The following is a 26,233-nucleotide window of genomic DNA, read 5'->3' as shown; positions in this document are numbered from 1 at the left end:
AAGGCGCTGCGGTAGAGCTGTCTCCAGAACGCCATCCAACCGCAACCTATAAGTGCGGTGGTCCAATCGGAACACTGCCAAAAAAAACACCAAGGAGTCCATCCATGAAAGGTTCCCCGTCGTTGTTGTTGGCCGCCATGCTTAGTCTGCCGATTCTTGCGCATGCCACCGAACCGGCCCAATGCAGCACCGTAAACTTCTCCGATGTCGGCTGGACCGACATCACCGCAACAACCGCCACAACCAGCGTCGTGCTCGATGCCCTGGGCTACAAAACCAAAACCACGATGATTTCCGTGCCGGTGACCTACAAGTCCCTGGCCGACGGCAAGAACATGGACATCTTCCTGGGGAACTGGATGCCGACCATGGAAAACGACATCAAGGCTTACCGTGATGCCGGCACCGTGGAAACCGTGCGCACCAACCTCAAAGGCGCCAAATACACCCTGGCTGTACCCCAGGCGCTCTACGACAAAGGCCTGCACGATTTCGCCGACATCGCCAAGTTCAAGAAAGAGCTCGACGGCAAGATTTACGGCATCGAACCGGGTAACGACGGCAACCGTCTGATCCAGAGTATGATCGACAAGAACGCCTTCGGCCTCAAAGACGCCGGATTCAAAGTGGTTGAGTCCAGCGAAGCCGGCATGCTTTCGCAAGTCGACCGCGCTCAGAAACGCGACACCGCCGTCGTGTTCCTCGGCTGGGCGCCCCACCCGATGAACAAGCGCTTCAAAATCCAGTACCTCACCGGCGGCGACGATTACTTCGGCCCGGATTTCGGTGCAGCCACCGTCCTGACCAACACTCGCAAAGGGTATGCCCAGGAATGCAGCAACGTGGGTCAGCTGCTGAAAAACCTGGAGTTCACCGTCGACATGGAAAGCACCCTGATGGGCAACATCCTTGACGACAAGATGAAGCCTGACGCGGCCGCCAAGGCCTGGCTGAAAAAGAACCCACAGGTGCTCGATACCTGGCTCGCTGGCGTGACCACCATTGACGGTAAACCTGGCCTGGACGCCGTGAAAGCCAAGCTTGCTCAGTAATCGCTTATGCCGGGCGACCCAGGTCGCCCGGGCTGTTTATTTCCTTGCATGCGGACGTTCACTACCATGCTGATTGATCAGAAAATACCCCTAGGCCAGTACATCGCACGCTTCGTTGAATGGTTGACGCAACACGGCGCCAGCACCTTTGACGCAATCGCTGTGACACTGGAAACGATGATCCACGGCGTGACGTTTGCGCTGACCTGGTTCAACCCGCTGGCATTGATCGGCCTGATTGCACTACTTGCACACTTCATCCAACGAAAATGGGGACTGACTGTTTTTGTCATTGCCTCCTTTCTGCTGATCCTCAACCTGGGGTATTGGCAGGAAACCATGGAAACCCTCGCCCAGGTGTTGTTCGCCACCCTGGTCTGCGTGGTCATCGGCGTACCGTTGGGTATCGTCGCCGCGCATAAACCGATGTTCTACACCATGATGCGTCCGGTGCTCGATCTGATGCAGACCGTACCGACCTTCGTTTACCTCATTCCTACCCTGACCCTCTTCGGGCTGGGTGTGGTGCCGGGCCTGATCTCCACGGTCGTGTTCGCGATTGCCGCGCCGATCCGCCTGACCTACCTGGGCATCCGCGATGTCCCGCAAGAACTGATGGACGCCGGCAAGGCCTTCGGCTGCTCGCGTCGTCAACTGCTTACACGGATCGAACTGCCCCACGCCATGCCAAGCATCGCGGCCGGTATCACCCAGTGCATCATGCTGTCGTTGTCGATGGTGGTGATCGCGGCACTGGTGGGCGCCGACGGCCTGGGCAAACCGGTGGTCAACGCACTGAATACCGCTGATATCGCCCTGGGCTTCGAAGCCGGCCTGGCGATCGTACTGCTGGCGATCATGCTCGACCGTATCTGCAAACAACCCGACGCCAAAGTAGGGGGTGACGCATGAGCATTATTCGCTTTGAAGACGTCGACGTGATCTTCACCAAAGATCCACGCGAAGCGCTTAAGCTGCTTGATCAAGGATTGACCCGCAGCGAGATCCTGAAAAAAACCGGGCAGATCGTCGGTGTCGAAAAGGCCAGCCTGGATATCGAAAAAGGTGAAATCTGCGTGCTGATGGGCCTGTCCGGCTCCGGCAAGTCCAGCCTGCTGCGTTGCATCAACGGTCTCAACACCGTCAGCCGTGGCAAGCTGTTCGTCGAGCACGAAGGCAAGCAGATCAACATTGCGTCCTGCTCCGCCGCCGAACTGAAAATGATGCGCACCAAGCGCATTGCGATGGTGTTCCAGAAATTCGCCCTGATGCCTTGGCTGACCGTGCGCGAGAACATCAGCTTCGGCCTGGAAATGCAGGGCCGGCCGGAGAAGGAACGCAGGAAACTGGTCGATGAAAAACTCGAACTGGTGGGCCTGACCCAATGGCGCAACAAGAAACCCGATGAACTCTCTGGTGGCATGCAGCAGCGTGTGGGCCTGGCCCGTGCCCTGGCGATGGACGCCGACATTCTGCTGATGGACGAACCGTTCTCGGCCCTCGACCCGCTGATCCGCCAGGGCTTGCAGGACGAACTGCTGGAACTGCAACGCAAGCTCAACAAAACCATCGTATTCGTGAGCCACGACCTCGATGAAGCCCTGAAGCTGGGCAGCCGTATCGCGATCATGAAAGACGGCCGGATCATCCAGTACAGCAAGCCTGAAGAAATCGTCCTCAACCCGGCAGACGACTACGTGCGGACCTTCGTGGCCCACACCAACCCGCTGAACGTACTGTGCGGTCGCAGCCTGATGCGCACCCTGGACAACTGCAAACGCATCAACGGTTCGGTCTGCCTGGATCCGGGCGGCGATTCGTGGCTGGACCTGGCTGAAGGCAACACCATCAAGGGCGCACGCCAGAACGGCTCGGCCCTCGATCTGCAGAACTGGGTACCGGGCCAGGCTGTTGAAGGTCTGGGTCGTCGGCCAACACTGGTGGATTCGAACATCGGCATGCGCGACGCGCTGCAGATTCGCTACCAGACCGGCAACAAGCTGGTGCTGCACGACAACAACCATGTGGTCGGGATTCTCGGCGACAGCGAGCTGTACCACGCGCTGCTCGGCAAGAACCTGGGCTAAGGCTACAGACACAAAAACGCCGCGAGAACATCGCGGCGTTTTTGTGTCTGGGGATATCGGGTGATGATCGTTCCCACGCTCCGCGTGGGAATGCAGCCCGGGACGCTCTGCGTCCCATCGGTGCCAGGCCAGAAATCACAGCGTGGCTGGAACGCGGAGCGTCCCTTGAGGCATTCCCACGCAGAGCGTGGGAACGATCCTGGATCAGAACTTAGCTATACACCCGGCCAAGGAGCTGCCGATGGCTTTCGAACTGATCGAGCACGTCACGGGTGATCTGATCCTGGGTGAAACCCATCAACTCGTAATCTTGTCTGCCGTTGCGCTGGTACGCACTTGCGACTGCCCAGGTTGCAGATCCAGCTCGGTCAGAAGCTCGGTGAAACCACGACGACTGCGTGCCGCCAATTCCGCTTGCTCCTGCTCGACCTCCATGTCCTGACGCATGGCCTTGTGCAGGCCAAACATGAAGAACACCAGCACCAACGAGAATGGCAGACCGGCCAGCACCACCATGGTTTGCATGGCTTCGAAGTTACCGGCGAACAGCAGACCGATGGTCACCAGGGTGATCACTGCCGACCAGAAAATCCGCAGCCAGTGCGGGGCGTCTTCATCGACGTTACCGCCCTTGCACGAAAGGTTCGCCATCATCACCGCGCCGGAGTCCGCCGGGGTCAGGAACAACACGAAACCAACGAAAATCGAGACGCCGATCACGACCTTCGACGCCGGGTAATGCTCAAGCAACTGGTAGATCGCCATCGACGGCTGTTCCAGCGCCGTCTTGCCGAGTTCCACCGCCCCGTGGTTCATCACCAGGTCCAGAGCCGAGTTACCGAAGATCGACAGCCACGCCAGGGTGAAACCCAGTGGAATCAACAGCACACCTGCCACCAGCTCACGCACTGTGCGACCACGGGAAATACGCGCGATGAACATGCCTACGAATGGGGCCCAGGAAATCCACCAGGCCCAGTAGAACAGAGTCCACAAGCCCAACCAGCGGTCGGACTTCTCGCTGTCGCCTTCGTACACGTAAAGGTCGAAGGTCTTCAGCACCACGCCGTTCAGGTAGTCACCGACGTTCTGCACAAAACCGTTGAGCAGGTGCAGGGTCGGACCGAACAGCAATACAAAATCAGCAGGCCGCTGAACAGCACGATGTTCAGGTTGGACAGACGACGAATGCCGTTTTCCACACCCGACACGGCAGCGATGGTCGCCACGGTGCTCATCACGATGATCACGATCAGCAGGTTGGTGTTGCTGTGTTCCATGCCGAACAGGTTTTCAAGGCCCGATGACACTTGCAGCGAACCAATCCCCAGGTTGGTCACCAGACCCAGCAGGGTCACGAACATGCCGAAGCCGTCCACCGCATGCCCGGCCGCGCCCTTGACCCAACGCTCGCCCACTAGCGGATACAACGCCGAACGCAGCGCCAGCGGCTGGTTGTGACGGTAGGCAAAGTACGCCACCGCCAAACCAACCAGTGCGTAGATCGCCCAGCCATGCAGGCCCCAGTGCAGGAACGTCAGCTGAACCGCCTGACGGGCCGCCAGGTTGCTGCCGGCCACACCTTCGGGCGGGTTGAAATAGTGATCCAGCGGCTCGGATGCACCGAAGTACAGCAACGAGATGCCGATACCCGACGAGAACAGCATCCCCGCCCAGGCGCCGTAGCTGAAGTCCGGGGTGTCGTCCTTGCTGCCCAGTTTCAGTTTGCCGTAGGACGAAACGCCAGGCCGACGACGAACACCAGGTAAGCAGCGATCACCACCATGTAGTACCAGCCGAAGCTGCGGGACAACCAGGCCTGAGCAATACCGAGCAATCTGCCCGCTTCTTGCGGGGCGATGATCAGAATGGCGGTCAACAACAGAATCAACGCGGTCGAGGTGTAAAACACCCAACCGTTGACCGTCACCTTCTCGGGTGGGGTCTTTATTAGCGAGGCAGAACTCATGGCACAGAGGCTCCGGGCAGTGCGGGAGAAGAACGCAAGGCAATGGGTTACCCGACCAATCGGTTAGTGGGCAGCCGACCAGTGGGTGATATAAAGACAGCCCGAAAAAAGCCCGAAGCCCGGGAGCGCCAGTGCGCTTGGGTTTCGAGCCTTTTGGGATGTCGTTTTTCCGCCAACTACACGTAGGAAAAACCTGTAGGCAGCGACGAATTGTCGCAGATCTTATTCTTTGTTGATTGAACGTTCAATCAAAACAAAATAGACTGGCCCTCAATCCGATAGACGTTTTGCGTCTGCCGGAAGGCCTAAGGAGATGTGCAAGATGCCCAAGGTCGGTATGCAACCCATCCGCCGCCAGCAATTGATCGAAGCCACCCTTCTGGCGGTCGATCAGGTCGGAATGGGGACGCCAGCATTGCGCTGATCGCCCGTTTGGCCGGTGTCTCGAATGGCATCATCAGTCACTATTTTCAGGACAAGAACGGCCTGATCGCCGCCACGATGCGGTATCTGATGAGCGTCCTCAGCGAGAACGTCACCGCGCGCCGTCTGGCGTTGGGAGATGACAGCCCACGGGCCCATCTTCAGGTGATTATCGAAGGCAACTTCGACGCCAGCCAGGTCAATGGCCCGGCAATGAAAACCTGGTTGGCCTTCTGGGCCACCAGCATGCACCAGCCGTCTTTGCACAGGTTGCAGCGGATCAACGATCACCGTCTGTATTCCAACCTGTGCTGCCAGTTCCGCCGTGTGTTGCCGCTCGATGATGCGCGCAACGCCGCTCGTGGTCTGGCAGCGCTCATTGACGGTTTGTGGTTGCGCGGCGCGCTGTCGGGAGACGCTTTCGATACCGGGCAGGCGCTACAAATCGCTTACGAATACATGGATTTCCAACTGGCCAAGCGGGTGAGTTAGAGCAGACACAGAACGCTCAACCCCCGGACCGCGCCAACCACTTATGCTCTTGCGAGGACTTTATGGCCCGTTTCGAACTGCAAAAACTCTACATCGATGGCGGCTACAGTGACGCTGGCGGCGACGCCACTTTCGAAGCCATCAACCCGGCTAACGGTGAAGTCCTCGCAAAAGTACAACGTGCGACCCAGTCAGACGTCGAGCGCGCTGTCGTCAGCGCTGAAAAAGGCCAGAAAATCTGGGCTGCGATGACCGCCATGGAGCGTTCGCGCATTCTGCGTCGCGCCGTGGACATCCTGCGTGAGCGCAACGACGAACTGGCCGCCCTGGAAACCCTGGACACCGGCAAGTCGTACTCCGAAACCCGTTACGTCGACATCGTCACCGGCGCCGACGTGCTGGAGTACTACGCTGGCCTGGTTCCGGCCATCGAAGGCGAGCAGATTCCGCTGCGCACCACTTCGTTCGTCTACACCCGTCGCGAGCCGCTGGGCGTGGTGGCCGGTATCGGCGCGTGGAACTACCCGATCCAGATCGCCCTGTGGAAATCCGCACCGGCCCTGGCGGCTGGTAACGCGATGATCTTCAAGCCAAGCGAAGTCACCTCGCTGACCACCCTGAAACTGGCCGAGATCTACACCGAAGCCGGCCTGCCAGCAGGCGTGTTCAACGTCCTGACCGGCAGCGGCCGCGAAGTCGGCACCTGGCTGACCGAGCACCCGCGCATCGAGAAAGTCTCGTTCACCGGCGGCACCGACACCGGCAAGAAAGTCATGGCCAGCGCTTCCAGCTCTTCGCTCAAAGACGTGACCATGGAACTGGGCGGCAAATCCCCGCTGATCATCTGCGACGACGCCGATCTCGATCGCGCTGCCGATACCGCAATGATGGCCAACTTCTACAGCTCCGGTCAGGTTTGCACCAACGGTACTCGCGTGTTCGTACCGAGCCACCTGAAAGCCGCTTTCGAAACCAAGATCGCCGAGCGCGTTGCGCGCATCCGCATCGGCAACCCGGAAGACGAAAACACCAACTTCGGCCCGCTGGTCAGCTTTGCCCACATGGAAAGCGTGCTGGGCTACATCGCCAAGGGCAAAGAAGAAGGTGCACGCCTGCTGTGCGGCGGCGAGCGTCTGACTGACGGCGAATTCGCCAAAGGCGCATTCGTCGCACCGACCGTGTTCACCGACTGCACCGACGACATGACCATCGTCCGTGAGGAAATCTTTGGCCCGGTAATGGCCATCCTCACCTACGAAACCGAAGAAGAAGTGATCCGCCGTGCCAACGACACCGACTTCGGCCTGGCCGCCGGTATCGTCACCAAGGACCTGAACCGCGCTCACCGTGTGATTCATCAACTCGAAGCCGGTATCTGCTGGATCAACGCCTGGGGCGAATCCGACGCCAAGATGCCGGTCGGTGGTTACAAGCAGTCGGGTGTCGGCCGTGAGAACGGCATCAGCTCGCTGAACAACTTCACCCGCATCAAATCGGTACAGGTCGAGCTGGGCGATTACGCCTCGGTGTTCTAAGACCCGAGCTTTGTATTGCCCGCGAAGCCGTCTTCGCGGGCAAGCCTCGCTCCTACAGGATCGAGGTTGCCGCAGATTTTGCGCATGACGCAAAACCTGTAGGAGCGAGGCTTGCCCGCGAATCGAGTGCGCAGCACTCGCCGGACCTGACCATATTCAAAGAGGGTGCATTCAATGTCCCAAGAATTCGATTACATCATCATCGGGGCCGGCTCGGCCGGTAACACCCTGGCGACCCGTCTGACTGAAGACGAAGGCGTCACCGTCCTGCTGCTCGAAGCCGGCGGCCCGGACTATCGCATGGATTTCCGCACGCAAATGCCAGCCGCTTTGGCGTTCCCGCTGCAAGGCCGTCGCTACAACTGGGCCTACGAAACCGATCCGGAACCACACATGGACGGTCGCCGGATGGAATGCGGTCGCGGCAAGGGCCTGGGCGGTTCCTCGCTGATCAACGGCATGTGCTACATCCGCGGCAACGCGATGGACTACGACGGCTGGGCCAAACTGCCAGGCCTGGAAGACTGGACCTACCTCGATTGCCTGCCGTATTTCCGCAAGGCGGAAACCCGTGATATCGGCCCGAACGACTACCATGGTGGCGAAGGTCCGGTTAGCGTGACTACGCCTAAAGCCGGCAACAACCCGCTGTTCCACGCCATGGTTGAAGCGGGCGTGCAGGCCGGGTATCCGCGTACCGAAGACCTCAACGGTTACCAGCAAGAAGGCTTCGGCCCGATGGACCGTACCGTGACGCCCAAAGGCCGTCGCTCCAGCACCGCTCGCGGTTACCTGGACACCGCCAAGAAGCGTTCGACCCTGACCATCGTCACCCACGCCCTGACCGACAAGATTCTGTTCGAAGGCAAGCGTGCGGTCGGCGTGCGTTACTTGGTCGGCGCCGCGGAAGAGCGCGTTGAAGTCAAAGCGCGTAAAGAAGTGCTGCTGTGCTCCGGCGCCATCGCTTCGCCGCAGGTTCTGCAACGCTCCGGCGTGGGCCCGGCGAAACTGTTGCAAAGTCTCGACATTCCGGTGGTCCACGACCTGCCGGGCGTCGGTGAGAACCTGCAGGACCACCTTGAGCTGTACCTGCAATACGCCTGCACCCAACCGGTCTCGCTGTACCCGTCGCTGCTATTGCACAACCAACCGGCCATCGGTGCCGAATGGCTGTTCAACGGCACCGGCATCGGCGCCAGCAACCAGTTCGAAGCCGGTGGTTTCATCCGCACCCGTCCGGAATTCGAATGGCCGAACATTCAGTACCACTTCCTGCCGGTGGCGATTAACTACAACGGCAGCAACGGTGTGAAAGAGCACGGTTTCCAGGCGCACATGGGCTCCATGCGTTCGCCGAGCCGCGGTCGCATCCAGGTCAAGTCCAAGGACCCGCGCCAGTACCCGAGCATTCTGTTCAACTACATGGCCACCGAGCAGGACTGGCAGGAATTTCGCGACGGCATCCGCCTGACCCGCGAAATCATGCAGCAACCTGCACTGGACGCTTTCCGTGGCCGCGAAATCAGCCCCGGCATTGAAGTGCAAACCAATGAGCAACTGGACACGTTCATCCGCGAGCACGCCGAAACCGCGTTCCACCCGTCCTGCTCGTGCAAGATGGGCACCGACGAGATGGCCGTGGTCGATGGCGAAGGTCGCGTGCATGGCCTGCAAGGCCTGCGCGTGGTTGATGCCTCGATCATGCCGATCATCACCACCGGCAACCTGAACGCGCCGACGATCATGATGGCCGAAAAAATCGCCGACAAGATCCGCGGCCGCAAGCCATTGCCGCGCAGCAAGGCTGACTACTATGTGGCTGGCGATGCGCCGGTGAAGGGCAAGCCGGTGCGGGAAGTGGGCCAGACGGCTTAGTAATAGTTAGCACAATTGCTTCAAACAAAACCGCCAACCTTTCTGGGTCGGCGGTTTTTTTTCGCCTACCATAATTTCTTCGAACCAAACAACAGCCTTCACACCAAGTAACTAAAACTTACCTCAACACTCTAACAAAGCTCGTAACAGTTGCATTTGGACGAAATTAAAAACATTCATTACTATCCGCCGCGCTTCAGATGTACGCTCACAATCCCAAAGGAAATCAAGAGTATGCGCAACATCGACACAACCAAAAGTGTAGATTTTTTTCGTGAAACAATATCTAAAGAAAAAATAGTAATTTTGGACTTCACCTACTTGGCTGGCACCATTGAATCCTGGTGGAAAAAAAATAATCTTCAAGACACGCACATACTAAAAATTCAACTTATAAATATATTTCTCAACTACCTGCGAGCCGAAGACATTTTCCATTTCGACAAGGTGGGCTTGTCGGACGGAGGAGCAGCCGTTTGTATAAAAAATATATTCAGCATAGATTCACCGAAACTGGCGTTAACCGTGCATGAAGCGTTAGCCGATCTGTTTCATCTCACGGACATTGAGTACAAATACGAAGAACACAAAGCTCTGTACCTAAAACCCTCCGCAGAAAAACATCGGGAATGGGGTAATGGATTTGGATACATCACGCCGCACTCCGATGACCTATATGAAAACCTGAACGTTGACTATCTGGCATTGACTGTTTGCCGTGACATCACAAAAACCCCCACGGCTTATTATTTCCCGAAAGACTTACTTTGCGAACTGAGCGATGAAGAGATAGCCGAATTACTGTCGATGCAAGCTACCTTTATTTCCGGAAAAAACGTTAACGGTTTAAAAAAACGGGTTCGACACATCGTCGAATATTCCGATATTTACGGCTTTCACTTTTCGCTGGATTTCCGCGTTGACCCACAGAACGGTGAACGGATGCGTGCGATAAATAATGGTCAGCACGTACTGGACAAAATCCGCGCTGGCCTGCCCAACGCAAAAAATCACTACTCAACGGCTCAAACCGGTACGTTCCTGATCATAGCCAACCACAAGGTACTGCATGCACGCTCTACGCTGAATATCGATGCCAATGAAGTTCGTGAACAAGCGAAGCATTCAACGTTCAATACAACGCCTCGTTTATTGTTCCGAAGCAAAGGTCCCAGGAAGCAATATCATCTACTGGATAAAACGACAAATATGCAGGTTGCTGGTTGATGCCTGCCTCGGACGCGTCAACTCAATCTTCGATCGCTAACGTATATATGGAAGGAACACGCGATGCGATCACGTTTGGCGTCGCCTTCATCTTTCTATACCTATCAATTGGTGTCGTAAGCGCCACACAATCTTTATCATTGAGCCAGGCTCTTGCTACGACACTGTTAATATTTTCCACTCCTTTACAATTCCTCCTCATACAAAGCTACAACGATGGGTGGATATTATTACCCATCATACTGGCACTTAACGCTCGCTTCGTACTAATGTCCGCGACACTTGCACCTTTCATAAGGCACACCTCGACCATAAAAACGATGGCATCCTTGATTCTGATCACACCATCAATATTCACGGGATGCATCACTCGCTTCAAACGGCGAGCCGACCATCCCTTCACTTATATGATCGGCCTTGGCCTTCCAATATTCAGCATTTCTATTCTTTGCACCTATATCGGATTTATCGCCGGTGCAAAATTGACCTCACCCGTCTTCTATGCCGCCATGACGTTGCTTTTGCCATTGCAGTTCACGGCTTTGGCAGGCAAGCACTGGCCTAATTATGCGGAAGTATCAAGTTACTGGTTGGGCTTTATAGCTGCACCACTGCTGATTTATTTATTCAAGGATTACAGCTTGCTGTGCACGCCTTTCATAATCGGTGGATTGATCGTGTTAATTGAAAACCGTTACAAGGAAAGAGGCAGAGTAGCCGCATGACAATCTGGCTTCTTATTGCATTTTCCGCTGTTACTGCCTTTGCATTTCGCGCCTTACCATTTGCTTTCAAAAACAGTGCGGCGCTCACTCTAACCCAGGGCAGCTTTTATCGGTTTATCAGCTACAGCGCGCAAGCAATGTTGGGGTCATTATTTACGACACTGCATTCAACAAGATGGATGCGTTAACACTGATACAGCAGTTCCAATGGCTGGATGGACTCAAGCTATTCTTGCTTGTCGCTACCTTCATCGCCGTCGCAAAAACAAAGAAAATCCTGCCTGCTTTCTTTGCGAGCCTGTGCATGTATGTGACAGCGTTCGTCTATCTGAACGGCTGAAAGCAGCTCTCGTTGGTTGGAAGGATCGCTCGCGGGCAAACCGCAATGGGATGTTCGCGAGCTTCAATTACCAACCAACCTTAGAATCGCCCTTTGCACTTCGTACTTTTCCTACATCAGCTCCATCCTTGATCCCACCCCCCACGCAGGCCTACTCTAGCGCCACGCAAACGTTTCACCCTCCCCTCGCAACATCGATGCTCCACACCAAGGAGGTTCCCGAATGTTCGATTTCCACCCCCAGCTCAAGCAGCGTTTCGCTGCGTTGCGCACGGGCGCTGAATTCTTTTCCCTGCGTTATGTGCGCGAATCCGGCCAGTACCTGTCGGTGCGCAAGAACGTGGCAGAGCCGCCGAGCCTGCGCCGTGACGAAGGCGCGATGCTGACCGTGCGGGTCAATGGTGTCGAAGCGTATGCCGCGACTAATGACCTGTCGCAACAAGGCCTGCAAGCCGCCCTCGAACGCGCCGAACACCAGGCCCGTCGACTCAAGCCACACGCCCTCCTGGACCTGCGCGAACAAGCCGTCTCCAGCGACCGCGCCGATTACTTCTCGCCGAACCTCGACCAGCCGTTCCCGTCCCTGAGCGATTGCTACCAACTGCTCGGTGCCGAGTCCGCCGCCGTGCCCAAGGACGAGCGTCTGGTGAACTGGCAGGTGAGCATTGGCATCACTCACGTCGAGCAGATTTACCTCAACAGCGCCGGCGCCGAACTGCGTCAGGCACAGCGCTTCGTCTACCCAGGCCTGGACGTCACCGCCTACGACGGCAACGACAGCCAGACCCGCAGCCTCGGTCGCGAGAACTTCGGCCAGCAGGGCGGCGCCGATGTCATCAGCCGCTGCGGTCTGGTCGGTGCCGGGCCGACAGTCGCCGATCAGGCCCTGCAATTGCTGCTGGCGCCGAATACCCCGCAAGGTCCGCGCGACCTGCTGCTGATGCCCGACCAGATGATGCTGCAGATCCACGAATCCATTGGCCACCCGCTGGAACTGGACCGCATTCTCGGTGATGAACGCAATTACGCCGGCACCAGTTTCGTCAAGGCTGAAGACTTCGGCACCCTGCAATACGGCTCGAAGCTGCTTAACGTGACCTTCGACCCGGACATTCCCGAGCAGCTCGCCAGCTACGGCCATGACGACGACGGCACTGCCGCCAGCAAACAATTCCTGATTCGTGAAGGCCTGTTGCTGCGCCCGTTGGGCGGTGCACTGTCGCAGTTCCGTGCTGGCCTGGATGGCGTCGCCAACAGCCGCGCCTGCGGCTGGAATCGTCCGCCGATCGACCGCATGGCCAACCTGAATATCGAGCCTGGCGATCAACCGCTGGAGCGACTGATCGGCAACATCGAGCACGGCATCCTGATGAGCACCAACCGCTCCTGGTCTATTGATGATGCGCGTAACAAGTTCCAGTTCGGCTGCGAATGGGGCCAGTTGATCGAAAACGGTGAACTCAAGGGCGTGGTGAAGAATCCGAATTACCGAGCGATTTCCGCACAGTTCTGGAAGAGCCTCAGCGCTGTCGGCGATGCCGGCACCTTCAAGGTCCTCGGCACGCCGAACTGCGGCAAGGGCGAACCGAATCAGGTGATCCGCGTCGGCCATGCATCGCCGGCCTGCGTGTTCAGCAACGTTGATGTGTTTGGGGGAGACGCCTGATGAGTACTTTTACGAGCGCCTCCAAAGATCAGGTCGAGTCATTCAATACACTGGTCAACGGCTTGCGCGAGGCCCTGCGCGAACCGGAACAGTTCACCCTCAGTTTCGCCGCCGAGTCGTCGGCCTTCGTGCGTTTCAACCACGCCAAGGTGCGTCAGGCCGGGCAGGTGCAGCAGGCGAGCATCGGTCTGAAACTGATCAACGATGGCCGTCACGCCGACCTCGACATCACCCTTTCCGGCGATCCGCAGGAGGATCAGCAGCGCCTGGCCGAAGGTCTGCAACAACTGCGCGAAACCCTGCCGCTGCTGCCGCAAGACCCATACCTGCTGCTCAACTACAACGGCTGGCAAAGCAACAACGCGCAGGAACATCCGCTGCCGGACACCGAGCAAGTGGTTGCCGAAATTACCCGCGCCGCTGAAGGCCTGGACCTGGTGGGTTTCTACGCTGCCGGTCCGATCAGCCGTGGTTTCGCCAGTTCCGCCGGCGCATTCGGCTGGCATCAGGCCAACAGCTTCAACTTCGATTTCAGCCTGTTCCATGAGAACGGCCAGGCCGTGAAGGCCAGCTACGCCGGGCACGACTGGAACAGCGAAGGCTTTGCCAAACGCTTCCAGCAGGCCCGCGAACAGCTTGAATATCTGGGTCGACCGCTGCTCACATTGGCGCCGGGTCAGTACCGCGCTTACCTTGCGCCCGCCGCGCTGGAAGAGATCATGGGCATGCTGTGTTGGGGTGGTTTTTCCGCGCAGTCGATTGCCAGCAAAAACAGTCCACTGCAAAAGCTCTACGGGGGCGATCAACGCTTCAGTCCGATGGTCTCGCTGGATGAAAAAGTCAGCGGATCGTTGAGCCCGGCGTTCTCCGAAGAAGGCTATCCGCGCAGTGATCTGGGATTGATTGTCGAGGGCCAGGCAGGCGAGCAACTGGTCGGTTCACGCAGTGCCGCCGAATACGGCCTGACGGCCAACGGCGCCAGCGGCGGGGAATCGCCGAGCGCCTTGAACATGCAGGCGGGTGTGCTGCCAGAAGCGCAAATCCTCAAGCAACTGGGCACCGGTTTGTACATCAGTAACTTGTGGTACCTGAACTTCTCCGATCAACCAGCGGCACGCCTGACCGGCATGACCCGGTTTGCGACCTTCTGGGTCGAGAATGGCGAGATCCAGGCACCGGTCAGCACCATGCGCTTCGATGACAGCGCCTTCAGCCTGCTCGGTTCGCAGCTGGAAGCACTGACCCAGGAACGCGAGTTGCTGTTGTCGGCCAGCACCTACAGCCAGCGGGCGACGGCTTCGGCGTTGTTGCCCGGTGCGCTCGTCAGCCGGCTCACGTTGACGCTATAAAAAGCTTCGCGGGCAAGCCTCGCTCCTACGGGGTTTGCGTGAATCCTGTAGGAGCGAGGCTTGCCCGCGAAGAAGCCACCACGGACTCCCTGATTCACACTGACAAGAGGTCCCATGCCCAACCGCCCGCCTCTCGACGCTGTCACCGCCCGCTGGGTGCCGTGGGTCGTCGCCATTGCCTTCTTCATGCAATCCCTCGACGGGACCATCCTCAACACCGCCCTGCCGGCCATGGCCGCGGATCTGGCGGAAGACCCGCTGCGCATGCAGGGCGTGATCATCGCCTACATGCTCACGGTCGCGTTGCTGATCCCTGCTTCTGGCTGGATCGCCGATCGCTTCGGCACCAAGAAAATCTTCTTCAGCGCCATTCTGTTGTTCAGCATCGGCTCATTGCTCTGCGCGATGTCGAGCAGCCTGACCCAGCTGATTGGAGCCCGAATCATTCAGGGTCTGGGCGGCGCGTTGATGCTGCCCGTCGGGCGACTGGTGGTGCTGCGCGCCTACCCGCGCTCGGAACTGGTGCGCATCATGGGTTTCATCACCATTCCCGGCCTGCTCGGCCCGCTGATCGGCCCGACCATGGGCGGCTGGATGGTGCAATACCTGACCTGGCACTGGATCTTCCTGATCAATCTGCCGGTGGGTGTGATCGGTTGCTACGCGGTGTGGAAATTTATCCCGGACCTGCGCGGCTCCGAACGCACTAAATTCGATAGCCTTGGCTTTTTGATGTTCGGCGCGGCGATGATTCTGATCACCATCGCCATGGAGGGCCTGGGCGAACTGCACCTGCCGCACCTGCGAGTAATGTTGCTGCTGTTCGGCGGCATGGCCTGTCTGGCGGCTTATTGGTTGCGCGCAAGCCATATCGACAATCCGTTGTTCGCGCCGTCGCTGTTCAAGACCCGAACCTTCGCCGTCGGCATTCTCGGCAACCTGTTCGCCCGACTCGGCAGTGGCGCCCTGCCTTTCCTCGTGCCATTGCTGCTGCAAGTGGCGCTGGGCTATTCACCGTCACAAGCCGGGATGAGCATGCTGCCGCTGGCTGCGGCGGCGATGATCGCCAAGTGGGTGGCACGGCCATTGATCGAACGCCTGGGCTATCGCATCGTGCTGACCGGCAACACCCTGGCGCTGGGGATCATGTTGGCGAGCATGGGCCTGGTCAGCGAGCAGACGCCGTACTGGCTGCTGCTGTGCCTGCTGGCGATCCTCGGGGCGATCAACTCCTTGCAGTTCACCGCGATGAACACTGTGACCCTGATCGACCTCGACGACGCCAGCGCCAGCAGCGGCAACAGCCTGCTGTCGGTGGTGGCGCAATTGTCCCTGAGCCTCGGCGTGGCTTGCGCCGGTGCCCTGCTCGGCGGTTTTACCGCGCAGGTCGGAAACGATGGTGTTGAGACCGTTTTGGGCGCCTTTCAGCTGACGTTCGTGACCGTTGGAATCATGGCGATGTTGGCCGCAACGATCTTCTCGCAACTTTCACCAAACGATGGCCGACGAGTGGTCAGCCGCGAACACGATATCGAGCACTGATCTGTAGCAGCTGTCGAGGCACGAGGCTGCGTTGCGCGTCCCCAGGACCGCCCTCGGGGGCCGCTGCGCAGCCCAACGCAGCCTCGTTCCTCGGCAGGTGCTACAGGGCTGCTCGTCTAGAATTTGCAGGTTGTTACGGCAGGGCTGGTACACTGCGCGACATTTTGTTTTGCAGGCCAGTCCCGTGACCACCATCGCCACCGCTTTTAATACTTTGCCGCTGTCCGCCGCCATGCTGGCTAACCTGGACTCCCTCGGTTATGCCCAGATGACGCCGATCCAGGCGCAAAGCTTGCCGGTGATCCTCAAGGGGATGGACCTGATCGCCCAGGCCAAGACCGGCAGCGGCAAGACCGCTGCCTTCGGTATCGGCCTGTTGAACCCGATCAATCCGCGCTACTTTGGCTGCCAGGCACTGATCCTGTGCCCTACCCGCGAACTGGCCGACCAGGTCGCCAAGGAAATCCGTCGCCTGGCCCGCGCCGAAGACAACATCAAGGTGCTGACCTTGTGCGGCGGCGTGTCCCTCGGCCCGCAGATCGCTTCGCTGGAACACGGCGCGCACATCATCGTGGGCACGCCGGGGCGCATTCAGCAGCACCTGCGCAAGGGTTCGCTGGTGCTCCATGGCCTGAACACCTTGATCCTCGACGAAGCCGATCGCATGCTCGACATGGGGTTCTACGACTCCATCGAAGAAATCATCATGCAGGCTCCGGAGCGTCGCCAAACCCTGCTGTTCTCCGCCACGTACCCGGTGGGCATCAAGCAATTGGCGTCGAAATTCATGCGCAACCCGCAGCAAGTGAAGGCCGAGGCGTTCCACGACGATACGCAGATCGAGCAACGTTTCTACGAGATCTCCCCGGAAGAACGCATGAGCGCGGTGACCAAGGTGCTCGGTCACTTCCGTCCGGCGTCCTGCGTGGCGTTCTGCTACACCAAGCAGCAGGTTCAGGAAACCGTTGATCACCTGACCACCAAAGGCATTTCCGCGGTCGGCCTGCACGGCGATCTGGAACAGCGTGACCGCGATCAAGTGCTGGCCATGTTCGCCAACCGCAGCACCTCCGTTCTGGTGGCTACCGATGTCGCCGCTCGCGGCCTGGACATCGATGCGCTGGACATGGTGATCAACGTCGAACTGGCCCGTGATTCGGAAATCCACATTCACCGCGTGGGTCGTACCGGTCGTGCCGGCGAAAAAGGCCTGGCGATCAGCCTGGTCGCACCGTCCGAGGCGCAGCGTGCGCAAGCCATCGAACAGTTGCAGAAAACGCCATTGACCTGGGATCAGGTGGACAACCTCACCTCCCAGGGCGGTGGTCCGCTGCTGCCACAAATGAGCACGCTGTGCATCGGTGCCGGTCGCAAAGACAAGGTTCGTCCGGGCGACATCCTTGGCGCACTGACCGGCGATGCCGGCATTCCTGGCGCCCAGGTCGGCAAGATCGCGATCTTCGACTTCCAGGCTTTCGTGGCCGTGGAACGCGGCATCGCCAAACAGGCCTTGCAGCGCCTGAACGACGGCAAAATCAAGGGCCGTTCGTTGCGCGTGCGTATCCTGTAAAAACGCAACGCCCCTCTGTAGGAGCGAGCATGCTCGCGATGCACGCCAGAGCACCGCTGGGTATCAGACACCCCGCGTTATCGTTGACGACCATCGCGAGCAGGCTCGCTCCTACAGGTCTTTTGTCATATAGAGGACACTGTTTTGCGCTCTACCGAAGTCGTGATCATTGGCGCTGGCGCCGCAGGGTTGATGTGTGCGCTGACCGCCGCCGGGCGCGGGCGCAAGGTGATGTTGCTCGACCATGCCAACAAGGCCGGCAAGAAAATCCTGATGTCTGGCGGTGGCCGCTGCAATTTCACCAACATGTATACCGAACCGAGCAATTTTCTCTCGCAAAACGCGCACTTTTGCAAATCGGCCCTGGCCCGCTACACCCAGTGGGATTTCATTGGCATGGTGGCCAAGCACGGCGTGCCGTATCACGAGAAAAAGCTCGGCCAGTTGTTCTGCGATAACAAATCCAGCGACATCCTCGAAATGCTGCTCCACGAGTGCAGTCAGGTCGGCGCCAGCCTGCACCTGGACACCTCGATCCAGACCATCGAGAAGCTTGAGAAAGGCTATCTGCTCGACACCACGATGGGCCAGATCACATGCGAATCCTTGGTGATCGCCACTGGCGGTCTGTCGATCCCGACTCTGGGCGCCACCGGTTTTGGTTACCAGGTCGCCAGGCAGTTTGGTCACGAACTGCTGCCGACCCGCGCCGGGCTCGTGCCGTTCACCATCACCGATCAGCTCAAGGAACTTTGCACTGAGTTGTCCGGTACGTCGGTGGATTGCCTGGTCAGCTGCAACGACCAGAGCTTTCGCGAGAACATCCTGTTCACCCACCGCGGCCTCAGCGGCCCGGCAATTTTGCAGATTTCTTCATTCTGGGAATCCGGCGACACGGTCGAGATCAACCTGCTGCCGGACCACGACGTGCCGACCTGGCTGCAACAGCAACAAACCGAACGCCCCAACAGTGAGCTGAAAACCCTGCTTGGTGAAATTTTCACCAAGAAGATGGCCAACCTGCTGGCGGACAACTGGTTCGTCTCCAAACCGATGAAGCAGTACACCCATGCCGAATTGGCGGACATCGCCGAAAAACTGGCGAGCTGGAAAGTCGTGCCGGCCGGCACCGAAGGCTATCGCACCGCCGAGGTGACGCTGGGTGGCGTGGACACCAACGAAGTGTCATCCAAGACTATGGAATCGCTGAAAAGCCCGGGCCTGTACTTCATCGGCGAAGTGCTGGACGTCACCGGGCATCTGGGCGGCTTCAACTTCCAGTGGGCGTGGGCGTCGGGTTACGCGGCTGCGCAGTACGTCTGATACACCGCGTTATCGTTCTTCGCGGGCAAGCCTCGCTCCTACAGGATTTGTGTCGAACACATAATGCGATTCACATCGAACCTGTAGGAGCGAGGCTTGCCCGCGAAGGCGTCCTGACAGGCAATATCAAATACAAGGAACAGATTTTGCTGCCTGATGTGATCGCCGCCATTGCGTCGGCGTCATTACTGGCTCAATTTAGCGTCATTGCCTCGGAAGGCCTTCGCACTTCATGTCATCGACTTCGTTTCGTCAGTCTCTGCGTCGCCTTTGGGCGCTGGATAAATTCAGCTACAGCGTGCGGGTGTTCATCGCCCTGACCGGCACCATGGCATTGTGTTGGTATCAGGATGAAATGGGGCTGTTGATCCCGTTGTTCCTGGGGATTATTGCCAGCGCCCTGGCCGAGACCGACGACAGTTGGCAAGGCCGTCTCAATGCGCTGGCCGTGACGCTGGTGTGTTTCCTGGTCGCTGCGCTGTCGGTTGAACTGCTGTTCCCCTATCCCATCTTTTTCATCATCGCCTTCGCCCTGGCCGCCTTCTGCCTGACCATGCTCGGTGCCTTGGGCGAGCGCTATGGCGCGATTGCCTCGGCGACGCTGATTCTGTCGGTGTACACCATGATCGGCGTGGACCAGCGCGGTGGTGCGGTCACCGATGTCTGGCACGAACCGGTGCTGCTGGTGGCCGGTGCAGCCTGGTACGGACTGCTCTCGGTGTTGTGGCAGGCGCTGTTTTCCAATCAGCCGGTGCAGCAGAGCCTGGCGCGGCTGTTCCGTGAACTGGGTTTCTACCTGAAGCTGAAGTCGTCGCTGTTCGAGCCGATTCGTCAGATAGACGTGCAAGCGCGGCGACTGGAACTGGCCCAACAGAACGGTCGCGTGGTCGCCGCCCTGAATGCCGCCAAGGAAATCATCCTGCACCGGGTCGGCAACGGTCGCCCGGGCTCGAAAGTCAGCCGTTACTTGAAGCTGTACTTCCTCGCCCAGGACATCCATGAGCGTGCCAGCTCCTCGCACTACCCTTACAACGCCTTGGCCGAGGCGTTTTTCCACAGCGACGTGCTGTTCCGCTGCCAGCGCCTGCTGCGCCAGCAAGGCAAGGCCTGCCGGGCGCTCGCCGAGTCGATTCAGATGCGTCAGCCGTTCATCTATGACGCCAGCTTCGCCGAAGCCCTGAGCGATCTGCACGCCTCCCTCGAACACCTGCGCGTCCAGAGCAACCCGGCCTGGCGCGGTTTGCTGCGCTCGTTGCGGGCGCTGGCGGCAAACCTTGCCACCCTCGACCGCTTGCTCAGTGACGCCAGCAACCCCGATGCCCTGGCCGACGCCACCGACAGCAGCCTGCTCGACCGTTCTCCGCGTAACCTTCAGGACGTCTGGGCGCGCTTGCGCACGCAGCTGACGCCGACTTCGCTGCTGTTCCGCCATGCCCTGCGTTTGCCCCTGGCGTTGAGCATCGGCTACGCAATGGTGCATTTGATCCACCCGTCCCAGGGTTACTGGATCATCCTCACCACCCTGTTTGTCTGCCAGCCGAACTACGGCGCCACCCGACGCAAACTCGGTCAGCGGATTTTCGGCACTGCCATCGGCCTGACTCTGGCATGGGCGTTGTTCGACCTGTTCCCGAGCCCGCTAGTCCAGTCGTGCTTCGCAATCGCCGCCGGGGTGGTGTTCTTTACCAACCGAACCACCCGCTACACCCTGGCGACGGCGGCGATCACTTTGATGGTGCTGTTCTGCTTCAACCAGGTGGGCGACGGTTACGGACTATTCCTGCCGCGGCTGCTCGATACCTTGCTTGGCGGTCTGATCGCCGGGCTTGCAGTATTCCTGTTCCTGCCGGACTGGCAGGGCCGAAGCCTGAATAAAGTGTTGGCCAACACCCTGACCTGCAACAGCATTTACTTGCGCCAGATCATGCAGCAATACGCCGTTGGCAAGAGCGACGACCTGGCCTATCGCCTGGCCCGACGCAACGCGCACAACGCCGATGCGGCGCTGTCTACCACCTTGGCTAACATGCTGATGGAACCGGGGCATTTCCGTAAGGAAGCGGATGTGGGTTTCCGCTTCCTGGTGCTGTCGCACACGTTGCTCAGTTACTTGTCAGGCCTGGGCGCACACCGGGAAACCCAGCTGCCACAGGATGTGCGCGAGCATTTGATTGAGGGCGCTGGGGTGAAACTGGCCGTCAGCATCGACGAAATCGCCCAAGGGCTGGCGAGCAAATCCGCCATTGCGATCCAGAGCGATGAGGAAGAAGCGCTGGCTAATGAGCTTGAGCAGATGCCCGATGAGATTGATGAAGGCCAGCGCCTGGTGCAGACACAATTGGGGCTGATCTGTAGGCAACTGGGGCCTTTGCGGACGTTGGCAGCTCATTTGATCAAGGATACGAGTGAAGAGGTGTAGCGCCTGATCGGGCCTCTTCGCGGGCAAGCCTCGCTCCTACAGGTTTCATGTCGTGCGTATTTTTTGCGAACGACACGAAATTTGTAGGAGCGAGGCTTGCCCGCGAAGAGGCCATCAGCCACACCTTACATCCCATGCTGCTTCAAAAGCCGCGCGTAACTCCCATCCGCCTTCATTTTGGCAATCTCGCGGTCGAAGCCGGCGACGATCTGCTCATGCCCGGGGTTCTTCAGGCTGACCAGGATGTGCAGGCTGTTCTCGCTCAGCGGCTTGGGCAGGAATTCCACGGCATTGCGCACCTTGGCGGATTCTCGGGCCAGGTAATAACGCGCGACGTATTCGTCTTCCAGGGTCAGCTTGACCCTGTCGGCGGCGACCATGCGCACGGCCATGGCGAAGTTGTGCACCGGCACTTTCTGCAGTGACGCATCGTCATCGAACGCTGGCGAATAGGCGTAACCACGCACTACCGCGACCGGGTAGGTGTGCAGTTCCTGAAGATTGTTGAATTCGATCGGCGCATCTTTGCGCTTGATAAACCGCACACGGTTGATCAGGTATTCGCCGGAAAACTGGCCGAGCTTGGTGCGTTCCTCGGTGTACCAGGCGTTGACCAGCACATCGTATCGGCCCTCGCCCACGCCCAGCAAAGCCCGCGCCCATGGCACCTGCTCGAAATCACTGGCATAGCCGGCTCGTGCCAGTGCGGTACTCACGATATCCGTGGCCAACCCGCCATTGATCAGCGTGGCGTCGGTAAAAGGCGGCCAGGCATCTGCTACCAGACGCAACTTTTCCGCTGCCGCGTCGTGAATCAGCAACAGCAATCCAATCAAAGCAAAGGCTCGATGCAATCGCGGCATGCTAGTAAATCCTTAGCGGGCGGCCTGCCCGACGTATTTTCAGCTAAAACTCCAAGCCCCTTACCGGCACACCCGGGCACTAAACGTTAGCTCATTAAAGCCACTGCACATCGCTTGATTGCAGATTACACAAAGAAGTCAGCGTCGCGCGAAATGAATGATGGCATTTTGGTCTTTGTCACAGATTTCTCCGCCATAAAGACATCCATCGTTCGGGCGCTTAGTATCACAGGGACGTTTTCAGGGAATCAGGGCATGACAATCGAATGGGTCTGCAAACACCACAGCGATCTGGGCAAAGAGCAGCTGTACGCCATTTTGCAGTTGCGCGCCGAGGTGTTTGTCGTTGAGCAGAAATGCGTCTATCAGGACATCGATGGTCAGGATCTGGAAGGTGACACCTGTCATTTGATGGCCTGGGACGCAGAGCGACTGGTGGCTTACCTGCGCTTGCTCGATCCCGAGCTACAAGGCGGCGATGTAGTCATTGGCCGGGTGATCATTGCGCCCGAGGTGCGGGGCACGGGGCTTGGGCATGAGTTGATGGCCCAGGCGCTGAAGCAGGCGGAAAATCACTGGCCCGACATGCCGATCTATCTCTCGGCCCAGGCGCATTTGCAGGGGTATTACGGGCGGTACGGGTTTGAGGTGGCGGGCGAGGAGTATGTCGAGGATGGCATTCCACACATAGGGATGCGTCGTCAGTAAGGACCTCTTCGCTGTAGGAGCGAGGCTTGCCCGCGAAGGCGCCAGTCCAGGCAATGCAAATCTCAGGGATACTCCAGCACCGTCTTGATCAGCCGAAGATGACGCTCGATCCACCCCCGATCAATCGCTCCCCAGTCACGAATCCGATAGCGCCCCGCATGGTTGCGCGCACCTTCTTCCTGCTCGAATTCGCAAACGATATCCAGATCCGCCAACGCGGCGATAGTGTCCTGAGCCGTGCGCCGCGGCATGCCAGTGACATCGGTCAACGCCGGAACACTGCTGGCAAGCCCGCTATCGATCAGGTACGCCACGTACAAGCGTCGATAGAAGCTGCTCTTGGTCTTGCTTACGTCCATTTAACGCTCCTTAAAAGATCGCAGCCTGCGGCAGCTCCTACAGATCCCGCCAGGTCAGATACACCCGCACATCGAATTCCACCTGGTGATATCCCGGCAACATGTGTTCGCACAGCTTGTAGAACGCCTTGTTGTGATCGGACTCTTTGAAATGCGCCAACTCGTGAACCACGATCATTTTCAGAAATTCGGAGGGCGCCTCCTTGAACAGCGAAGCGATGCGAATTTCTTTTTTGGCCTTGAGTTTGCCGCCCTGCACCCGTGAGATTGTGGTGTGCAGGCCGAGGGCGCGGTGGGTCAGGTCCAGACGGTTGTCGAACAGAACTTTGTCGATGGCCGGGGCGTTACGCAGGTACTCCTGCTTGAGGTCCAGCGCGTAGGTGTACAGCGCCTTGTCGCTCTGCACCCCATGCTTTTCGGGGTAGCGCTTGATCAGGTAATCGCCCAGCCGACCGTCGGCGATCAGCTGGCGCACCTGATCCTGCAACGAGGCGGGATAGGCCTGGAGGTATTTCAACGCGGTCATCGCAACGGCAGCACACATGACGAAAAGATCGCCAGTGTAGCGAATTCAGCGCACTAGCGCGCTCCAGTCGAAGGGCTGCACAAAGTGACCGGTGTCTTCGGCCATCATCGGCCGCGCCACCAGAAAACCCTGTACATACTCGCAGCCATTGGCTTGCAGCCAATCGTATTGCGCCATGGTTTCCACCCCTTCGGCGATCACCAGAATGCCGTACTGCTTACACAGTTCGATCACATTGCGCACCAGCGCTGCGTCCCGAGAGGACTCCGGCAGTCGGGCGATCAAATGGCGATCGAGTTTGAGCGTGTCCAGCTCGAGATCGCGCAGATGAGCCAGCGAACAAGCCCCGGATCCGAAATCATCCAGCGCCACCCTCACCCCAGGTTACGCAGCAAACGCAACTGTTTGCGGGTTTCTTCCGGGTTGAGCGTCAAGGCCTCTTCCGTGATCTCGACTTCCAGGTGACGGGACTGCAAACCATGACGCTCCAGCACCTGGCGCAACTCGGTGACCAGATTGGGCATGGCGAACTGTGTGCCGCTCAAACTGACGCCCAGCACCAGATCCTCGGCGAACAGGGTTTCCCAGGCTTTGCGTTGTCCGGCGCCGCGCTGATAAATCCAGCTGCCCAAGCGACTGATCAATCGCGCCTCTTCCAGCAACGGTAAAAACAGCCCCGGAGGAACGTCACCGACGCTTGGGTGCTGCCAACGCAGCAGCGCTTCGAACCCGCGAATCTGCCCACCGGCAATGGCCACCTGCGGCTGATAGACCAAGTTGAAATCGCGGTTCTCGATGGCTGTGCGCACGCTGTCTTCGAGCATCAGCCGCGAGCGTGCGCGGCCATTCATTTCGTGATCGTAGAAGCGATATTGCTGGCGGCCGGCGCGCTTGGCTTCGTACATGGCGATGTCGGACGCCCGCAGCAAACCGTCCAGATTGGCCCCACAATCAGGGTACGTAGCAATGCCGATGCTGGCGCCCAAGACGATATCCAGACCATCGATTTGCTGACAGATCGACACGCGCTCAATCAGTTTCTCCGCGATCTTCGCCGCTTGTTCAGGGAACTCCAGGTCCAGCAATGCGGTGAATTCGTCGCCGCCCATGCGCGCCAGAATGTCGAAGGGCCGCAGACAGGCCTTCAACTGCTCGGATACCCAACGCAATACACGATCGCCAGCATCATGACCGAGCGAATCATTGACCCGCTTGAAACCGTCGAGGTCCAGGTACAACAGGACCCAGGTGCTGTCAGTGCGTTCGCCGCGCAGCAGCAGGTTTTCCACGGTCTGGTAAAAACCCCGGCGATTAAGCAATCCGGTCAGCGGGTCGGTAACGGCTTGGAACTCGAGTTGCTGATGCAGGTGGCGCACCACCGACATATCTAGCACCGTCACCACCATGGCGCGCTGTTCCGAGGGCAATGGCGCGCAGGACAGCGCCACTGGCACCTGTTGGCCGGGCGCGGTGCGTAACATTGCGTCGTGCAGGCGTAACGTCTCACCGCGCTTGTATCCGGCCAGCAGATCCGAATCCGCCCACACCGGGATATGCGGTTTTTGCAGGAAATCCAGAAACTCCTTGCCTTGCAGCTCCTGCACCATGGCATTGAGGAGCCGAGACATCGCCGGGTTGGCAAAACGGATCAGACCGTCCTCATTCACCACCAGGATGCCTTCGGCGGCGTTATCCAGCACCGAGGCATTGAAGGCGCGAGCGACTTCCAGATCATGACTCAAGCGCTGCAAAGCCCGGCGATTGCGCTGATGCTCCAGCAACGCCTGGATCTTGGGTTTGAGAATCTGCGGGTCGAATGGTTTGAACAGGTAATCCACGGCGCCACTGGCATAGCCCTTGATCACGGCATCCTGGGACTGCTCGTTGGCGGTGAGGAAAATGATCGGAGTCAGGCGGGTGCGCTGACTGCCGCGCATCAGCCGCGCTACTTCGAAGCCGTCCATGCCTGGCATCTGCACATCCAGCAGCACCAGATCGATATCGTGTTCAAGCAACAGACTGAGCGCCTCGAAACCCGAGGCAGCGGTGATGATCTGCCAGTCCTGGCGCTGCAACAATGCGCGCATGCTGATCAGGCTTTCAGGGTAATCGTCGACAATTAATAACGTTGAACGGCCTTCAGTTGGCTGGGATTGCGCGCATTCCATGCTGCTTCTCTTTGT

The 26,233-nt window shown here is 58.7% G+C and carries 18 protein-coding genes and 3 pseudogenes; 16 read left to right on the top strand and 5 right to left on the bottom strand.

Annotation, left to right across the window (positions count from 1 at the left end):
- Window positions 1–104: 104 nt before the first annotated feature.
- The 3 genes from CES87_RS02835 (at window position 105) to choV (ending at window position 3,139) form a co-directional block, all read left to right on the top strand.
- A complete protein-coding gene (locus CES87_RS02835; RefSeq protein WP_128604870.1) occupies window positions 105–1,052 on the top strand; it encodes a choline ABC transporter substrate-binding protein in 948 nt (315 codons plus the stop codon).
- A 66-nt stretch (window positions 1,053–1,118) separates the two neighbouring features.
- Complete coding sequence (choW, locus tag CES87_RS02830) at window positions 1,119–1,964, top strand: choline ABC transporter permease subunit (RefSeq protein ID WP_128604869.1); 846 nt, start codon at window positions 1,119–1,121, stop codon at window positions 1,962–1,964.
- On the top strand, window positions 1,961–3,139 hold the full coding sequence (choV, locus tag CES87_RS02825) for a choline ABC transporter ATP-binding protein (protein WP_128604868.1): 1,179 nt from the start codon (window positions 1,961–1,963) through the stop codon (window positions 3,137–3,139). The genes choW and choV overlap by 4 nt, the downstream gene beginning before the upstream one ends.
- 211 nt (window positions 3,140–3,350) lie before the next feature.
- Here choV and CES87_RS02820 read toward each other — a convergent pair.
- A pseudogene (locus CES87_RS02820) lies at window positions 3,351–5,051 on the bottom strand (BCCT family transporter).
- 379 nt (window positions 5,052–5,430) lie between these two features.
- On the opposite strand from CES87_RS02820, the pseudogene betI reads away from it, so the two are divergent.
- The 12 genes and pseudogenes from betI to yccS all read left to right on the top strand — a co-directional run bounded on the left by betI (window position 5,431) and on the right by yccS (window position 21,594).
- A pseudogene (betI, locus tag CES87_RS02810) lies at window positions 5,431–6,023 on the top strand (transcriptional regulator BetI).
- A gap of 62 nt (window positions 6,024–6,085) precedes the next feature.
- Window positions 6,086–7,558, top strand: coding sequence for a betaine-aldehyde dehydrogenase (gene betB, locus CES87_RS02805; protein ID WP_128604866.1), 1,473 nt, complete (start codon window positions 6,086–6,088; stop codon window positions 7,556–7,558).
- 174 nt (window positions 7,559–7,732) lie between these two features.
- Window positions 7,733–9,433: a choline dehydrogenase gene (gene betA / locus CES87_RS02800; protein ID WP_128604865.1), complete on the top strand. Its 1,701-nt coding sequence runs from the start codon at window positions 7,733–7,735 to the stop codon at window positions 9,431–9,433.
- A gap of 234 nt (window positions 9,434–9,667) precedes the next feature.
- Window positions 9,668–10,660, top strand: a complete 993-nt coding sequence (locus CES87_RS02795) for a hypothetical protein (protein WP_128604864.1) — start codon at window positions 9,668–9,670, stop codon at window positions 10,658–10,660.
- Complete coding sequence (locus tag CES87_RS02790; RefSeq protein WP_128604863.1) at window positions 10,660–11,385, top strand: AzlC family ABC transporter permease; 726 nt, start codon at window positions 10,660–10,662, stop codon at window positions 11,383–11,385. Before CES87_RS02795 ends, CES87_RS02790 begins: the two co-directional genes overlap by 1 nt.
- A 175-nt stretch (window positions 11,386–11,560) precedes the next feature.
- Window positions 11,561–11,725 (top strand): hypothetical protein, encoded by a 165-nt coding sequence (locus CES87_RS32800; protein ID WP_256590810.1) that lies wholly within the window; start codon window positions 11,561–11,563, stop codon window positions 11,723–11,725.
- A gap of 223 nt (window positions 11,726–11,948) precedes the next feature.
- Complete coding sequence (locus CES87_RS02780) at window positions 11,949–13,391, top strand: TldD/PmbA family protein (protein ID WP_128604862.1); 1,443 nt, start codon at window positions 11,949–11,951, stop codon at window positions 13,389–13,391.
- Window positions 13,391–14,740, top strand: a complete 1,350-nt coding sequence (locus CES87_RS02775; protein ID WP_128604861.1) for a TldD/PmbA family protein — start codon at window positions 13,391–13,393, stop codon at window positions 14,738–14,740. The genes CES87_RS02780 and CES87_RS02775 overlap by 1 nt, the downstream gene beginning before the upstream one ends.
- A gap of 114 nt (window positions 14,741–14,854) precedes the next feature.
- A complete protein-coding gene (gene mdtD, locus CES87_RS02770) occupies window positions 14,855–16,282 on the top strand; it encodes a multidrug transporter subunit MdtD (protein ID WP_128604860.1) in 1,428 nt (475 codons plus the stop codon).
- A 232-nt stretch (window positions 16,283–16,514) separates the two neighbouring features.
- Complete coding sequence (gene dbpA, locus CES87_RS02765; RefSeq protein ID WP_371858171.1) at window positions 16,515–17,852, top strand: ATP-dependent RNA helicase DbpA; 1,338 nt, start codon at window positions 16,515–16,517, stop codon at window positions 17,850–17,852.
- 144 nt (window positions 17,853–17,996) lie between these two features.
- Window positions 17,997–19,175 carry an NAD(P)/FAD-dependent oxidoreductase gene (locus CES87_RS02760; protein ID WP_128604858.1) on the top strand — a complete coding sequence of 393 codons (1,179 nt, stop codon included), beginning with the start codon at window positions 17,997–17,999 and terminating at the stop codon, window positions 19,173–19,175.
- A 232-nt stretch (window positions 19,176–19,407) separates the two neighbouring features.
- Complete coding sequence (gene yccS / locus CES87_RS02755; protein ID WP_128604857.1) at window positions 19,408–21,594, top strand: YccS family putative transporter; 2,187 nt, start codon at window positions 19,408–19,410, stop codon at window positions 21,592–21,594.
- 125 nt (window positions 21,595–21,719) lie between these two features.
- Here the strand turns inward: yccS and CES87_RS02750 are convergent, their stop codons facing one another.
- A complete protein-coding gene (locus tag CES87_RS02750) occupies window positions 21,720–22,457 on the bottom strand; it encodes an ABC transporter substrate-binding protein (protein WP_128604856.1) in 738 nt (245 codons plus the stop codon).
- Window positions 22,458–22,712: 255 nt separating this feature from the next.
- Here CES87_RS02750 and CES87_RS02745 point away from each other — a divergent pair, with 255 nt between their 5' ends.
- Entirely contained in the window at window positions 22,713–23,165 is a 453-nt protein-coding gene (locus CES87_RS02745; RefSeq protein WP_128604855.1) for a GNAT family N-acetyltransferase, read from the top strand.
- A 62-nt stretch (window positions 23,166–23,227) separates the two neighbouring features.
- Here CES87_RS02745 and CES87_RS02740 read toward each other — a convergent pair whose 3' ends face one another.
- The 3 genes and pseudogenes from CES87_RS02740 to CES87_RS02730 all read right to left on the bottom strand — a co-directional run bounded on the left by CES87_RS02740 (window position 23,228) and on the right by CES87_RS02730 (window position 26,218).
- Window positions 23,228–23,524 carry a helix-turn-helix domain-containing protein gene (locus tag CES87_RS02740; protein WP_128604854.1) on the bottom strand — a complete coding sequence of 99 codons (297 nt, stop codon included), beginning with the start codon at window positions 23,522–23,524 and terminating at the stop codon, window positions 23,228–23,230.
- Window positions 23,525–23,561: 37 nt separating this feature from the next.
- A complete protein-coding gene (locus CES87_RS02735; protein WP_128605000.1) occupies window positions 23,562–24,050 on the bottom strand; it encodes a M48 family metallopeptidase in 489 nt (162 codons plus the stop codon).
- Between the two features lie 45 nt (window positions 24,051–24,095).
- Window positions 24,096–26,218: pseudogene (locus CES87_RS02730) on the bottom strand (putative bifunctional diguanylate cyclase/phosphodiesterase).
- Window positions 26,219–26,233 lie beyond the last annotated feature (15 nt).

It is taken from the genome of Pseudomonas sp. ERMR1:02 (assembly GCF_002277815.1).
In the GTDB taxonomy this organism is placed as follows: domain Bacteria; phylum Pseudomonadota; class Gammaproteobacteria; order Pseudomonadales; family Pseudomonadaceae; genus Aquipseudomonas.
The sequence above is the reverse complement of the archived record's forward strand: the minus strand, read 5'-3'. Positions and strand labels throughout refer to the sequence as shown.